Below are 13367 nucleotides of genomic sequence, written 5' to 3'. Positions count from 1 at the left end.
AAGATCCTCTTTAGACTCTTGATCCCCTAAATTTGGCGGGAATTCGTTCCTGCCATTTTGCTTTTCTTGCAAGACAATAGCGTCGCAAGACAACAGTGGAGCTAGTAGATGGCAACTATCAACCAGCTGGTACGTCAGCCGCGTAAGCGTATCGTCGAGAAATCCGACGTGCCTGCGCTGCAGAACTGCCCGCAACGTCGTGGCGTGTGCACCCGTGTGTACACCACCACGCCGAAAAAACCTAACTCGGCACTGCGTAAAGTATGCCGTGTGCGCCTGACCAACGGTTTCGAGGTTTCCTCGTACATCGGTGGTGAAGGTCACAACCTGCAAGAGCACAGCGTGGTACTGATCCGCGGCGGTCGTGTAAAAGACTTGCCAGGTGTTCGTTACCACACCGTTCGCGGCTCCTTGGATACTTCCGGCGTTAAAGGCCGTAACCAGGGTCGTTCGAAGTACGGTACCAAGCGTCCGAAGTAATCGGCCGTTTTGCAGTTTTTCATTTTATTGAGTCGATAAGAGTAAGGTCGGGCACGCATCCATTGGATCTGTCCCGAGCTAACCTGAAGACCGCTTGAGGGCTTATCATGCCAAGACGTCGCGTAGCAGCAAAGCGTGAGATTCTGGACGATCCGAAATACGGAAGCCAGATCCTCGCCAAATTCATGAACCACGTTATGGAAAGCGGCAAGAAAGCCGTTGCCGAGCGTATCGTTTATGGTGCCCTGGAAACCGTTGCGGCCCGTAAGGCTGGCACCGATCCCCTGGAACTCTTCGAAAAAGCACTCGACGCCATCGCTCCGCTGGTCGAAGTGAAGTCGCGCCGCGTTGGTGGTGCTACTTACCAGGTTCCGGTCGAGGTTCGTCCTTCCCGTCGTAACGCTCTGGCAATGCGCTGGTTGGTAGACTTCGCCCGTAAGCGTGGCGAGAAGTCTATGGCTCTGCGTTTGGCTGGCGAACTGCTGGATGCTGCTGAAGGTAAAGGTGCTGCTGTTAAGAAGCGTGAAGACGTGCACCGTATGGCCGAAGCCAACAAAGCTTTCTCGCACTACCGCTTCTAATTTTAGCTTCACTAATTTTGCGAGGGCTTTATGGCTCGTACTACTCCGATTAGCCGCTACCGTAACATCGGTATCGTCGCTCACGTGGATGCTGGTAAAACCACCACCACCGAGCGCGTACTGTTTTACACCGGCAAAAGTCACAAAATGGGCGAGGTGCATGATGGCGCCGCGACCACAGACTGGATGGTTCAGGAGCAGGAGCGTGGTATTACCATTACTTCTGCTGCCATTACCGCCTTCTGGAAAGGTTCCGAGAAGCAGTACCCGCACGAGCACCGCTTCAACGTAATCGATACCCCAGGCCACGTAGACTTTACCATTGAAGTTGAACGTTCCCTGCGCGTACTCGACGGCGCTGTCGTTGTATTCTGCGGTACTTCGGGTGTTGAGCCGCAGTCGGAAACCGTATGGCGTCAAGCCAACAAATACGGCGTTCCACGTCTTGTTTACGTAAACAAGATGGACCGTGCCGGTGCCAACTTCCTGCGCGTGATCGGTCAGATCAAGCAGCGTCTGGGTCACACTCCGGTGCCGATTCAGCTGGCTATCGGTTCCGAAGACAACTTCCAGGGTCAGATTGATCTGATCAACATGCAAGCTGTCTACTGGAATGACTCTGACAAGGGTATGGTCCCTGTTCGCAAGGACATCCCTGCCGAGCTGCAAGAGCTGGCTGAAGAGTGGCGCAACAACATGGTTGAAGCTGCTGCCGAAGCCAACGAAGAGCTGATGAACAAGTACCTGGAAGGCGAAGAGCTGTCGATCGAAGAGATCAAGGCTGCTTTGCGTCAGCGTACTATCGCCGGCGAAATCGTTCTGGCCGTTTGCGGTTCTTCGTTCAAGAACAAGGGCGTTCCCCTGGTTCTCGACGCCGTTATCGATTACCTGCCTGCTCCGACCGACATTCCTGCGATCAAGGGTTCCAACCCTGATAACGAGGAAGAGGAAATGGAGCGTCACGCAAGCGATGACGAGCCGTTTGCTGCTCTGGCGTTCAAGATTGCTACCGACCCATTCGTGGGTACTCTGACCTTCGTCCGCGTTTACTCGGGCGTGTTGAACTCCGGCGACGGCGTGATCAACTCGGTCAAGGGCAAGAAAGAGCGTGTGGGTCGTATGGTGCAAATGCACGCAAACGCCCGTGAAGAGATCAAGGAAGTACGCGCTGGCGACATCGCGGCCCTGATCGGCATGAAGGACGTCACCACTGGTGAAACCCTCTGCAACGCTGACAAGCCAATCATCCTGGTTCGCATGGACTTCCCGGAGCCGGTTATTTCGGTTGCCGTAGAGCCCAAGACCAAGGACGACCAGGAAAAAATGGGTATTGCTCTGGGCAAACTTGCTCAGGAAGACCCGTCTTTCCGCGTTAAAACTGATGAAGAGACTGGTCAGACGATCATCTCCGGCATGGGCGAGCTGCACCTGGACATCCTGGTTGACCGGATGCGCCGTGAGTTCAACGTCGAAGCCAACATCGGCAAGCCTCAGGTTTCGTATCGTGAGCGCATCACGAAGAACTGTGAAATCGAAGGCAAGTTCGTTCGTCAGTCCGGTGGTCGCGGCCAGTTCGGTCACTGCTGGATTCGTTTTGCTCCTGCTGACGAAGGTCAGGAAGGTCTGCAATTCGTGAACGAAGTTGTAGGTGGTGTGGTTCCTAAGGAATACATCCCGGCTATCCAGAAGGGTATCGAAGAGCAGATGAAGAACGGCGTTGTTGCCGGCTATCCGCTGATCGGCCTGAAGGCTACCGTGTTCGATGGTTCTTACCACGACGTCGACTCGAACGAGATGGCGTTTAAAGTGGCTGCTTCCATGGCGACCAAGCAACTGGCCCAGAAGGGCGGTGGTGAGTTGCTCGAGCCGATCATGGCTGTAGAAGTTGTTACGCCTGAAGACTATATGGGTGATGTGATGGGCGACCTTAACCGTCGTCGCGGCATGATCCAGGGTATGGAAGACACAGTGTCCGGCAAGGTTATCCGTGCCGAGGTTCCACTGGGTGAGATGTTCGGTTATGCGACCGACGTTCGTTCCATGTCCCAGGGTCGCGCAAGCTACTCTATGGAATTCAAAAAATACGATACGGCTCCGTCGCACATCGTCGAATCCGTAACCAAAAAACAAGGCTGATTCAGCCCCTTTAGGCTAGGAGTTAATTGTCGTGGCTAAAGAAAAATTTGATCGTTCCCTACCGCACGTCAACGTTGGCACCATCGGTCACGTTGACCACGGTAAAACCACTCTGACCGCTGCTCTGACTCGCGTCTGCTCCGAAGTTTTCGGTTCGGCCGTCGTTGAATTCGACAAGATCGACAGCGCTCCAGAAGAAAAAGCTCGCGGTATCACCATCAACACCGCTCATGTTGAGTACAACTCGACTATTCGTCACTACGCTCACGTTGACTGCCCAGGTCACGCTGACTACGTGAAGAACATGATCACCGGTGCTGCCCAGATGGACGGCGCGATCCTGGTTTGCTCGGCCGCTGATGGTCCGATGCCACAAACCCGTGAGCACATCCTGCTGTCCCGTCAGGTAGGCGTTCCGTACATCGTGGTTTTCCTGAACAAGGCTGACCTGGTAGACGACGCTGAGCTGCTGGAACTGGTTGAGATGGAAGTTCGTGACCTGCTGTCGACCTACGACTTCCCAGGCGACGACACTCCGATCATCATCGGTTCGGCTCGTATGGCGCTGGAAGGCAAAGACGACAACGAAATGGGCACCACTGCCGTTCGTAAACTGGTTGAAACTCTGGATACCTACATCCCAGAACCAGTTCGTATGATCGACAAGCCATTCCTGATGCCAATCGAAGACGTATTCTCGATCTCGGGTCGCGGTACTGTTGTGACTGGTCGTATCGAGCGCGGTATTGTTCGCGTTCAGGATGCGCTGGAAATCGTTGGTCTGCGTGACACCACCACCACCACCTGCACCGGTGTTGAGATGTTCCGCAAGCTGCTCGACGAAGGTCGTGCTGGCGAGAACTGCGGCGTTCTGCTGCGTGGTACCAAGCGTGACGACGTTGAGCGTGGCCAGGTTCTGGTCAAGCCAGGTTCGGTCAAGCCGCACACCAAGTTCACCGCAGAAGTTTACGTTCTGAGCAAGGAAGAAGGCGGTCGTCACACTCCGTTCTTCAAAGGCTACCGTCCACAGTTCTACTTCCGTACTACTGACGTGACTGGTAACTGCGAGCTGCCAGAAGGCGTTGAAATGGTAATGCCAGGTGACAACATTCAGATGACTGTTACCCTGATCAAAACCATCGCGATGGAAGACGGTCTGCGTTTCGCTATCCGTGAAGGCGGTCGTACCGTCGGCGCCGGCGTCGTAGCCAAAATCATCGAGTAAGACTTTTTTAAAGTCAGCTTGATGGATTGAAAAAGCCCCCGCTCAGCGGGGGCTTTTTTATTGGGTTGACACCTATCGGGGGCGTCTATAGAATTGCGCCTCCTTTTAACGGGCGTATTGCGCCCGGTGGGAATAGCAGCCGGAGTCTGAAATCCAATGCAAAATCAGCAAATCCGTATCAGGTTGAAGGCTTTTGACCATCGCCTGATCGACCAATCAACCCAGGAAATCGTGGAAACCGCGAAACGTACTGGTGCTCAAGTGCGTGGTCCAATTCCACTGCCTACCCGTAAAGAGCGGTTCACCGTTCTGGTTTCCCCGCACGTCAACAAAGACGCGCGTGACCAGTACGAGATCCGCACTCATAAGCGCGTTCTGGACATCGTCCAGCCAACGGATAAAACCGTTGATGCTCTTATGAAGCTTGATCTTGCGGCCGGTGTGGAAGTGCAGATCAGCCTCGGCTAAGACTCGGTCTTAGTCGTGTAACGCTCTGAAATGGGCGGCCATAGCGGGTGAAAGCCCCGTACACTCATGAGGTTTACAACATGACTATTGGTGTAGTCGGTCGTAAATGCGGTATGACCCGTATTTTCACCGAAGAAGGTGTCTCCATTCCGGTCACGGTCATTGAGATCGAGCCGAATCGCGTCACCCAGTTCAAAACTGAAGAGACCGATGGCTATCGTGCAGTGCAAGTCACTGTCGGCGAGCGTCGTGCTTCGCGTGTAACAGCAGCTCAGGCTGGCCACTTCGCTAAAGCGAACGTTGCCGCTGGTCGCACCACCATGGAATTCCGTCTTGAAGAAGGCGAGTACCAGGCAGGCGATCTGATCAACGCTGAAATCTTCGCCGCTGGTCAACTGGTTGATGTAACCGGTCAGTCCAAGGGTAAAGGCTTCCAGGGTACGATCAAGCGTTGGAATTTCCGCGGGCAAGATAACACCCACGGTAACTCCGTATCCCACCGCGTCCCAGGCTCTATCGGCCAGTGCCAGACTCCTGGTCGTGTATTCAAGGGCAAAAAAATGTCCGGTCATATGGGCGCTGAGCGCGTGACCGTGCAGTCCCTGGAAGTAGTGCGCGTGGACGCTGAACGCAATCTGTTGTTGGTCAAGGGCGCTGTTCCTGGCGCTACTGGCGGCAACCTGGTTGTACGTCCAGCAGCCAAGGCTCGCGGTTAAGGGGAAGCTGACATGCAATTAAATGTAAATGACGCTCAAGCGATCGAAGTTTCCGAACTGACATTTGGCGGCGAATTCAACGAGACGCTGGTTCACCAAGCAGTCGTGGCCTACATGGCCGGCGGCCGTCAAGGTAGCAAGCAGCAGAAGACCCGTTCCGACGTTCGTGGTGGCGGCAAGCGCCCATGGCGTCAGAAAGGTACTGGCCGTGCTCGTGCCGGTACTATCCGTAGCCCAATCTGGCGTGGCGGCGGTACCACTTTCGCAGCTCGTCCACAGGATCACTCCCAGAAGCTGAACAAGAAGATGTATCGCGCAGCAATGCGTTCCATCCTTGCTGAGCTGGTGCGTACTGATCGTCTGGTCGTGGTTCAGGATTTCGCTGTTGAAACTCCGAAAACCAAAGATCTGCTGGGCAAGCTGAACAACATGAGCCTGACCGATGTTCTCATCGTGTCGGACGCTGTTGATCAGAACCTGTACCTGGCTGCTCGCAACCTGCCGCACGTAGATGTACGTGACGTGCAAGGTTCCGATCCAGTTAGTCTGATCGCATACGACAAGGTGTTGATCACCGTGTCGGCCGTGAAGAAATTCGAGGAGCTGCTGGGATGAACCAGGAACGCGTATTTAAAGTTCTGCTTGGCCCGCACGTTTCCGAGAAGGCTACGGTTCTGGCAGACAAGAAAGGCCAGTTCGTTTTCAAGGTTGCTACTGACGCAACCAAGCTGGAAATCAAGAAGGCCGTCGAAAGCCTGTTCAGCGTGAAAGTAGAGCGCGTCACTACCCTGAATGTTCTGGGTAAGAGCAAGCGCACTGCTCGCGGTCTGGGCAAGCGTAATGACTGGAAGAAGGCAGTTATCTCCCTTCAGCCAGGCCAAGATCTCGATTTCAGCAGCAGTGCTGAGTAAGGAAGGGGTGCATCATGGCAATCGTTAAATGCAAACCGACTTCCCCTGGCCGCCGTTTTGTGGTCAAGGTGGTCAACCAGGAGCTGCATAAAGGCGCTCCTCACGCACCGCTGCTCGAGAAAAAATCGAAGACTGGTGGTCGTAACAACAATGGCCGTATTACCACTCGTCACATCGGTGGTGGTCATAAGCAGCATTACCGTATGGTCGATTTCCGTCGCAACGACAAAGATGGCATCGTCGCCACTGTCGAGCGTATCGAATACGATCCAAACCGTACTGCTCACATCGCACTGCTGTGCTACGCAGACGGCGAGCGCCGCTACATCATCGCCCCTAAAGGCGTGAGTGCTGGCGACCAGCTGATCGCAGGCGCTCTGGCTCCAATCAAGCCAGGCAACGCTCTGCAACTGCGCAACATTCCAGTCGGTTCTACCGTACACGGCATCGAATTGAAGCCAGGTAAAGGCGCACAGATCGCTCGTTCCGCTGGTGCTTCGGCTCAGCTGATCGCTCGTGAAGGTGTGTACGTTACCCTGCGTCTGCGTTCCGGTGAGATGCGTAAAGTCCTGGCTGAATGCCGTGCGACCCTGGGCGAAGTCTCGAACTCCGAGCACAGCCTGCGTTCGCTGGGTAAAGCCGGTGCCAAACGCTGGCGTGGCGTTCGCCCAACCGTTCGTGGTGTTGCCATGAACCCGGTTGACCACCCACATGGTGGTGGTGAAGGTCGTACCTCTGGTGGTCGTCATCCGGTATCGCCATGGGGCTTCCCGACTAAGGGCGCGAAGACTCGTGGTAATAAGCGTACCGACAAAATGATCGTCCGTCGTCGCAAGTAAATAGAGGGATACGACAGTGCCACGTTCTCTGAAAAAAGGTCCTTTTATTGATCTTCACCTACTGAAGAAGATCGAAGTGGCGGCGGAAAAGAACGATCGCAAACCAATTAAAACCTGGTCGCGTCGTTCCATGATCCTGCCACAAATGGTCGGTCTGACCATCGCAGTACACAACGGTCGTCAGCACGTCCCGGTTCTCGTTAACGAAGACATGGTCGGCCACAAACTGGGCGAGTTCGCCGGTACCCGCAACTATCGCGGGCACGTGGCTGACAAGAAAGCCAAGCGTTAAGGGGTAAGGAAATGGAAGTAGCCGCTAAGTTGTCGGGCGCTCGAATCTCCGCCCAGAAAGCCCGCTTGGTCGCCGACCAGATCCGCGGGAAGAAGGTGGGCGAAGCGCTCAACCTGTTGGCTTTCAGCAGTAAGAAAGCCGCCGAGATCATGAAAAAAGTGCTGGAGTCGGCCGTAGCCAACGCCGAGCATAACGAAGGCGCAGACGTTGATGACCTGAAAGTCAGCACCGTTTTCGTCAACGAAGGGCGTTCGCTGAAGCGCATCATGCCACGTGCCAAAGGCCGTGCTGATCGCATCGTCAAGCGGTCTTGCCATATCACTGTCAAGGTTGCTGACAAGTAACGGAGTCGAAGAGATGGGTCAGAAAGTACATCCCATTGGCATTCGCCTGGGAATCGTCAAGGAGCACACCTCCGTCTGGTACGCAGACGGTCGGACTTATGCGGACTACTTGTTCGCAGATCTGAAAGTGCGTGAGTATCTCCAAGACAAACTAAAAAGCGCGTCCGTAAGCCGTATCGATATCCATCGTCCGGCCCAAACTGCACGCATCACCATCCACACCGCTCGTCCAGGTATCGTTATCGGGAAGAAAGGTGAAGATGTTGAGAAACTGCGTCAGGACCTGACCAAGCAAATGGGTGTGCCTGTGCACATCAATATCGAAGAGATCCGCAAGCCGGAGCTCGACGGTATGCTGGTTGCGCAGAGCGTAGCTCAGCAGCTGGAGCGTCGCGTAATGTTCCGTCGCGCTATGAAGCGCGCAGTACAGAACGCCATGCGCATTGGTGCCAAAGGCATCAAAATCCAAGTGAGCGGTCGTCTCGGCGGTGCTGAAATCGCACGTACTGAATGGTATCGCGAAGGTCGTGTGCCATTGCACACCCTGCGTGCCGACATCGACTATGCCAACTACGAAGCTCACACCACTTACGGTGTGATCGGTGTAAAGGTTTGGATCTTCAAAGGCGAAGTTATTGGTGGTCGCCAAGAAGAACTGAAACCACAAGCACCAGCGCCTCGTAAAAAAGCTGCTAAGTAAGGGGTACGCCAAATGTTGCAACCAAAGCGTACGAAGTTCCGCAAGCAGATGACCGGCCACAACCGTGGTCTGGCACTGCGCGGTAGCAAAGTCAGCTTCGGCGAGTTCGCGCTGAAGTCTGTTGCTCGTGGTCGTCTCACCGCTCGTCAGATCGAGTCAGCGCGTCGTGCTCTGACCCGTCACGTAAAACGTGGCGGCAAGATCTGGATCCGTGTATTCCCGGACAAGCCGATCTCCAAAAAACCTCTCGAGGTTCGTATGGGTAAAGGTAAGGGTAACGTGGAGTACTGGGTTGCCCAGATTCAGCCAGGCAAAGTCCTGTATGAAATCGAGGGTGTTTCTGAAGAGCTGGCGCGTGAGGCTTTCGCCCTGGCTGCTGCAAAGCTGCCGCTCGCCACCTCCTTTGTTAAACGGACGGTGATGTGATGAAAGCGAATGAACTTCGTGAAAAATCCGCACAGCAGCTGAACGAGCAACTGCTCGGCCTGCTGCGCGACCAGTTCAATCTGCGCATGCAGAAAGCAACTGGCCAGTTGGGGCAGTCTCATCTGCTCTCGCAAGTTAAGCGTGACATCGCTCGCGTGAAGACTGTGCTCAACCAGCAGGCAGGTAAGTGATCATGGCTGAAGCCGAAAAAACTGTCCGTACGCTGACTGGCCGTGTTGTCAGCGACAAGATGGACAAAACCATCACCGTTCTGATCGAGCGTCGCGTTAAGCACCCGATCTACGGTAAATACGTTAAGCGTTCGACTAAGCTGCACGCGCACGACGAAACCAATCAGTGCCACATCGGCGACAAAGTCACTATTCGTGAAACTCGTCCGATGGCCAAGACCAAGTCTTGGGCGCTGGTTGATGTTCTCGAACGCGCTGTGGAAGTCTAAGGGCTAGGGGTCGGAGAAATTATATGATTCAGACTCAATCCATGCTCGATGTGGCCGATAACAGCGGCGCTCGCCGTGTTATGTGCATCAAGGTGCTGGGTGGCTCCCATCGTCGTTACGCTGGTATCGGTGACATCATCAAAGTTACCGTGAAGGAAGCAATTCCTCGCGGTAAAGTGAAAAAAGGCCAAGTGATGACTGCTGTTGTAGTCCGCACTCGTCACGGCGTACGTCGTGCTGATGGCTCCATTATCCGCTTTGATGGCAACGCTGCTGTTCTTCTGAACAACAAGCAAGAGCCGATCGGCACCCGTATCTTTGGGCCAGTGACCCGTGAACTTCGTACTGAGAAGTTCATGAAGATCGTCTCGCTCGCCCCAGAAGTGCTGTAAGGAGATCCGACATGCAAAAGATTCGTCGTGACGACGAGATCATCGTGATCGCCGGCAAAGACAAAGGTAAGCGCGGTAAGGTGCTGAAGGTTCTTGCTGACAACCGTCTGGTTGTTGGTGGTCTGAACCTGGTCAAGCGTCATACCAAGCCTAACCCGATGTCGGGCGTACAGGGCGGTATCGTCGAGAAAGAAGCGCCACTGCACGCTTCCAACGTCGCCATCTTCAACGGCGAAACCAACAAGGCTGACCGCGTTGGTTTCAAAGTAGAAGACGGTAAGAAAATTCGTGTCTTCAAGTCGACCCAAAAAGCGGTTGATGCTTGAACACTGCTAGGTAGAAGACCATGGCACGACTAAAAGAGATTTACCGGAAGGAAATCGCTCCGAAACTTAAGGAAGAACTTAAGCTTTCGAACGTGATGGAAGTTCCGCGCGTTACCAAAATCACCCTGAACATGGGTCTGGGCGAAGCGATCGGCGACAAAAAAGTCATCGAGCACGCTGTTGCTGACCTGGAAAAGATCACCGGCCAGAAAGTCGTTGTGACCTACGCTCGTAAATCCATCGCTGGCTTCAAAGTCCGCGAAGGATGGCCGATCGGCGTCAAAGTGACCCTGCGCCGTGAGCGTATGTACGAGTTCCTGGATCGTCTGCTGTCGATCTCCCTGCCTCGGGTTCGCGACTTCCGCGGCCTGAATGCCAAGTCCTTCGATGGTCGTGGCAACTACAGCATGGGCGTGAAAGAGCAGATCATTTTCCCGGAAATCGACTACGACAAGATCGATGCTCTCCGCGGTCTGGACATTACCCTGACCACCACTGCCAAGAACGATGATGAAGGCCGCGCTCTGCTGCGTGCTTTCAAATTCCCGTTCCGCAACTGATTGGAGTAGGAAAATGGCCAAGAAGAGCATGAAAAACCGTGAGCTGAAGCGTCAGCTCACCGTTGCCAAGTACGCCACCAAGCGTGCAGCGCTGAAAGCTATCATCGTCGATCTGAACGCGAGTCCAGAAGCGCGTTGGGAAGCTACCGTAGCTCTGCAGAAGCAACCACGTGACGCAAGTGCCTCGCGCATGCGTAACCGTTGCCGCCTGACTGGTCGTCCGCACGGCGTTTACCGCAAGTTCGGCCTCGGCCGTAACAAGCTGCGTGAAGCTGCAATGCGTGGTGACGTTCCAGGTCTGGTTAAAGCCAGCTGGTAATAGTCGTCAAAGCCTCGATGGTCCGGTTTGCAAAAACCTGACCATCGGTGCCTTGAATATGAATCAAGCCCCTTTTGGGGCTTGATTCATTTCTGGGGTGTGTCTAGAATGACCGGCTCGCCTGAGCCCGTGTTTTTTCATGCCCGGAAGTTCTCGGCGACAAGTAGTAGCCGCAAGGCTAATTTTTCTGTATTAGGAGCGTCTAGCCCATGAGTATGCAGGACCCGTTAGCGGACATGCTAACTCGAATCCGTAATGCCCAGATGGCTGAAAAGTCTGTCGTAAGCATGCCGTCTTCCACGTTGAAGGCTGCTGTAGCAAAAGTCCTGAAGGACGAAGGTTACATCGCGGATTTTCAGATCACCACCGACGCCAAGCCGTCGTTGTCCATCTCGCTGAAGTACTTCGAAGGCCGTCCGGTTATCGAAGAAGTGAAGCGCGTTAGTCGTCCAGGCCTGCGTCAGTACAAGTCCGTTGAAGATCTGCCGAAAGTTCGTGGCGGTCTTGGCGTGTCTATCGTCTCCACCAACAAAGGTGTGATGACGGATCGTGCTGCGCGCGCTGCCGGTGTCGGCGGCGAAGTTCTTTGCACTGTGTTCTAAGGGGGGATAAGCATGTCTCGCGTCGCTAAGAACCCCGTTAAGCTGCCAGCCGGTGTCGAAGTCAAATTCGCAGGGCAACAGCTTTCGGTGAAGGGTGCCAAGGGTACTCTTGAACTGAACATCCATTCGTCCGTTGAGATCGTTGAAGAAGCTGGTGAGCTGCGTTTCGCTGCTCGCAATGGCGATCAACAGACTCGCGCAATGGCCGGTACCACGCGTGCGTTGGTAAACAACATGGTCCAGGGCGTAAGCCAAGGCTTCGAGCGCAAGCTCCAGCTGGTCGGTGTTGGTTACAAGGCGCAAGCAAAAGGTCAGGTTCTGAACCTGGCTCTTGGCTTCTCGCACCCAGTGGATTACGAACTGCCGCAAGGCATCACCGCTGAGACTCCTAGCCAGACCGATATCCTGATCAAGGGCATCGACAAGCAGCTGGTAGGTCAAGTGGCCGCTGAGATCCGCGACTTCCGTCCACCAGAGCCGTACAAAGGCAAAGGTGTGCGCTACGCGGACGAAGTCGTCCGTCGTAAAGAAGCCAAGAAGAAGTAGGGCATAGCAAATGACCGACAAAAAAGTTACTCGACTGCGTCGCGCTCGCAAAGCACGCCTGAAAATGCACGAACTCGAAGTCGTGCGTCTCTGCGTGTTCCGCTCGTCGCAGCACATCTACGCCCAGGTCATCTCGGCCGACGGCAACAAAGTCCTGGCAAGTGCCTCGACTTTGGATAAAGAACTGCGTGATGGTGCCACTGGCAACATCGACGCGGCCACAAAGGTTGGCCAGCTGGTCGCTACGCGTGCTAAGGCCGCTGGCGTATCGCAAGTGGCTTTCGACCGCTCTGGCTTCAAGTACCACGGCCGCGTTAAAGCGCTGGCTGATGCTGCTCGTGAAGCTGGGCTGGAGTTCTAAGTTATGTCAAATAACGACCAAAAGCGCGACGAAGGCTACATTGAGAAGCTGGTTCAAGTTAACCGCGTAGCCAAAACCGTTAAAGGCGGCCGTATCTTCACTTTCACCGCGTTGACCGTGGTTGGTGATGGTAAAGGGCGTGTTGGCTTCGGCCGTGGCAAGTCGCGTGAAGTGCCTGCTGCGATCCAGAAGGCAATGGAAGCTGCTCGCCGCAACATGATTCAAGTTGACCTGAACGGCACTACTCTGCAGTACGCAATGAAGTCCGCTCACGGCGCTTCGAAGGTGTACATGCAGCCTGCTTCTGAAGGTACCGGTATCATCGCTGGCGGCGCTATGCGTGCTGTCCTCGAAGTTGCTGGCGTTCAGAACGTTCTGGCCAAGTGCTACGGCTCGACCAACCCGGTAAACGTGGTTCACGCCACTTTCAAGGGTCTGAAGGCTATGCAATCTCCTGAGTCCATCGCTGCCAAGCGTGGCCTGCGCGTTGAGGAGATCAAGTAATCATGGCTACCGTTAAAGTAACGCTGATCAAAAGCATGACCGGCCGCATCCCTAACCACAAACTGTGCGTTAAGGGTCTGGGTCTGCGTCGCATCGGTCACACTGTAGAAGTCCAGGATACTCCCGAGAATCGCGGGATGATCAACAAGGCTTACTACATGCTGCGTGTCGAGGGTTAA

Annotated in this window: 24 protein-coding genes; all 24 read left to right on the top strand. The window is 54.6% G+C overall.

Going from position 1 to position 13367, the window contains the following annotated elements; translation table 11 throughout:
- The first annotated feature begins 108 nt into the window (after positions 1-108).
- The 24 genes from rpsL to rpmD all read left to right on the top strand — a co-directional run bounded on the left by rpsL (position 109) and on the right by rpmD (position 13367).
- The gene (rpsL, locus tag BLU52_RS21920) at positions 109-480 is read left to right on the top strand and encodes a 30S ribosomal protein S12 (protein ID WP_003186084.1); all 372 of its coding nucleotides are present in this window, start codon (positions 109-111) and stop codon (positions 478-480) included.
- Positions 481-587: 107 nt separating this feature from the next.
- The gene (gene rpsG / locus BLU52_RS21915) at positions 588-1061 is read left to right on the top strand and encodes a 30S ribosomal protein S7 (protein WP_016772941.1); all 474 of its coding nucleotides are present in this window, start codon (positions 588-590) and stop codon (positions 1059-1061) included.
- 30 nt (positions 1062-1091) lie between these two features.
- Positions 1092-3197: an elongation factor G gene (gene fusA, locus BLU52_RS21910; RefSeq protein ID WP_090286772.1), complete on the top strand. Its 2106-nt coding sequence runs from the start codon at positions 1092-1094 to the stop codon at positions 3195-3197.
- A 31-nt stretch (positions 3198-3228) separates the two neighbouring features.
- On the top strand, positions 3229-4422 hold the full coding sequence (gene tuf, locus BLU52_RS21905) for an elongation factor Tu (protein WP_024014521.1): 1194 nt from the start codon (positions 3229-3231) through the stop codon (positions 4420-4422).
- Positions 4423-4578: 156 nt separating this feature from the next.
- A complete protein-coding gene (gene rpsJ / locus BLU52_RS21900) occupies positions 4579-4890 on the top strand; it encodes a 30S ribosomal protein S10 (RefSeq protein WP_003186070.1) in 312 nt (103 codons plus the stop codon).
- Between the two features lie 80 nt (positions 4891-4970).
- Positions 4971-5606, top strand: a complete 636-nt coding sequence (gene rplC / locus BLU52_RS21895) for a 50S ribosomal protein L3 (RefSeq protein ID WP_003228738.1) — start codon at positions 4971-4973, stop codon at positions 5604-5606.
- Positions 5607-5618: 12 nt separating this feature from the next.
- Positions 5619-6221 carry a 50S ribosomal protein L4 gene (gene rplD, locus BLU52_RS21890; protein WP_003228735.1) on the top strand — a complete coding sequence of 201 codons (603 nt, stop codon included), beginning with the start codon at positions 5619-5621 and terminating at the stop codon, positions 6219-6221.
- Positions 6218-6517 (top strand): 50S ribosomal protein L23, encoded by a 300-nt coding sequence (gene rplW, locus BLU52_RS21885; RefSeq protein ID WP_002555488.1) that lies wholly within the window; start codon positions 6218-6220, stop codon positions 6515-6517. The genes rplD and rplW overlap by 4 nt, the downstream gene beginning before the upstream one ends.
- A 14-nt stretch (positions 6518-6531) precedes the next feature.
- Positions 6532-7356, top strand: a complete 825-nt coding sequence (rplB, locus tag BLU52_RS21880; protein WP_003228734.1) for a 50S ribosomal protein L2 — start codon at positions 6532-6534, stop codon at positions 7354-7356.
- Positions 7357-7372: 16 nt separating this feature from the next.
- Entirely contained in the window at positions 7373-7648 is a 276-nt protein-coding gene (gene rpsS, locus BLU52_RS21875; protein WP_011336172.1) for a 30S ribosomal protein S19, read from the top strand.
- 11 nt (positions 7649-7659) lie between these two features.
- A complete protein-coding gene (rplV, locus tag BLU52_RS21870) occupies positions 7660-7992 on the top strand; it encodes a 50S ribosomal protein L22 (RefSeq protein ID WP_003103908.1) in 333 nt (110 codons plus the stop codon).
- 13 nt (positions 7993-8005) lie between these two features.
- Positions 8006-8692 carry a 30S ribosomal protein S3 gene (gene rpsC / locus BLU52_RS21865; RefSeq protein ID WP_003176422.1) on the top strand — a complete coding sequence of 229 codons (687 nt, stop codon included), beginning with the start codon at positions 8006-8008 and terminating at the stop codon, positions 8690-8692.
- A gap of 12 nt (positions 8693-8704) precedes the next feature.
- Positions 8705-9118, top strand: a complete 414-nt coding sequence (gene rplP, locus BLU52_RS21860; protein ID WP_003228729.1) for a 50S ribosomal protein L16 — start codon at positions 8705-8707, stop codon at positions 9116-9118.
- Positions 9118-9309, top strand: coding sequence for a 50S ribosomal protein L29 (gene rpmC / locus BLU52_RS21855; protein ID WP_002555481.1), 192 nt, complete (start codon positions 9118-9120; stop codon positions 9307-9309). The genes rplP and rpmC overlap by 1 nt, the downstream gene beginning before the upstream one ends.
- 2 nt (positions 9310-9311) lie before the next feature.
- Positions 9312-9578 (top strand): 30S ribosomal protein S17, encoded by a 267-nt coding sequence (rpsQ, locus tag BLU52_RS21850; protein WP_003194644.1) that lies wholly within the window; start codon positions 9312-9314, stop codon positions 9576-9578.
- A gap of 23 nt (positions 9579-9601) precedes the next feature.
- Complete coding sequence (gene rplN / locus BLU52_RS21845; RefSeq protein WP_002555479.1) at positions 9602-9970, top strand: 50S ribosomal protein L14; 369 nt, start codon at positions 9602-9604, stop codon at positions 9968-9970.
- A gap of 11 nt (positions 9971-9981) precedes the next feature.
- Positions 9982-10296: a 50S ribosomal protein L24 gene (gene rplX / locus BLU52_RS21840; RefSeq protein ID WP_003186046.1), complete on the top strand. Its 315-nt coding sequence runs from the start codon at positions 9982-9984 to the stop codon at positions 10294-10296.
- Positions 10297-10316: 20 nt separating this feature from the next.
- A complete protein-coding gene (gene rplE, locus BLU52_RS21835; protein ID WP_003210069.1) occupies positions 10317-10856 on the top strand; it encodes a 50S ribosomal protein L5 in 540 nt (179 codons plus the stop codon).
- Between the two features lie 13 nt (positions 10857-10869).
- Positions 10870-11175, top strand: coding sequence for a 30S ribosomal protein S14 (gene rpsN / locus BLU52_RS21830; RefSeq protein ID WP_003228726.1), 306 nt, complete (start codon positions 10870-10872; stop codon positions 11173-11175).
- Between the two features lie 209 nt (positions 11176-11384).
- Positions 11385-11777 (top strand): 30S ribosomal protein S8, encoded by a 393-nt coding sequence (rpsH, locus tag BLU52_RS21825; protein ID WP_016772944.1) that lies wholly within the window; start codon positions 11385-11387, stop codon positions 11775-11777.
- Positions 11778-11789: 12 nt separating this feature from the next.
- Positions 11790-12323: a 50S ribosomal protein L6 gene (gene rplF, locus BLU52_RS21820; protein ID WP_007966176.1), complete on the top strand. Its 534-nt coding sequence runs from the start codon at positions 11790-11792 to the stop codon at positions 12321-12323.
- 10 nt (positions 12324-12333) lie between these two features.
- Positions 12334-12684 (top strand): 50S ribosomal protein L18, encoded by a 351-nt coding sequence (gene rplR / locus BLU52_RS21815; RefSeq protein ID WP_003186037.1) that lies wholly within the window; start codon positions 12334-12336, stop codon positions 12682-12684.
- 3 nt (positions 12685-12687) lie between these two features.
- Positions 12688-13188, top strand: a complete 501-nt coding sequence (gene rpsE, locus BLU52_RS21810) for a 30S ribosomal protein S5 (RefSeq protein WP_007955637.1) — start codon at positions 12688-12690, stop codon at positions 13186-13188.
- 2 nt (positions 13189-13190) lie between these two features.
- A complete protein-coding gene (rpmD, locus tag BLU52_RS21805; protein ID WP_003176408.1) occupies positions 13191-13367 on the top strand; it encodes a 50S ribosomal protein L30 in 177 nt (58 codons plus the stop codon).

This window comes from Pseudomonas granadensis (assembly GCF_900105485.1).
In the GTDB taxonomy this organism is placed as follows: Bacteria; Pseudomonadota; Gammaproteobacteria; order Pseudomonadales; family Pseudomonadaceae; genus Aquipseudomonas; species Aquipseudomonas granadensis.
The sequence above is the reverse complement of the archived record's forward strand: the minus strand, read 5'-3'. Positions and strand labels throughout refer to the sequence as shown.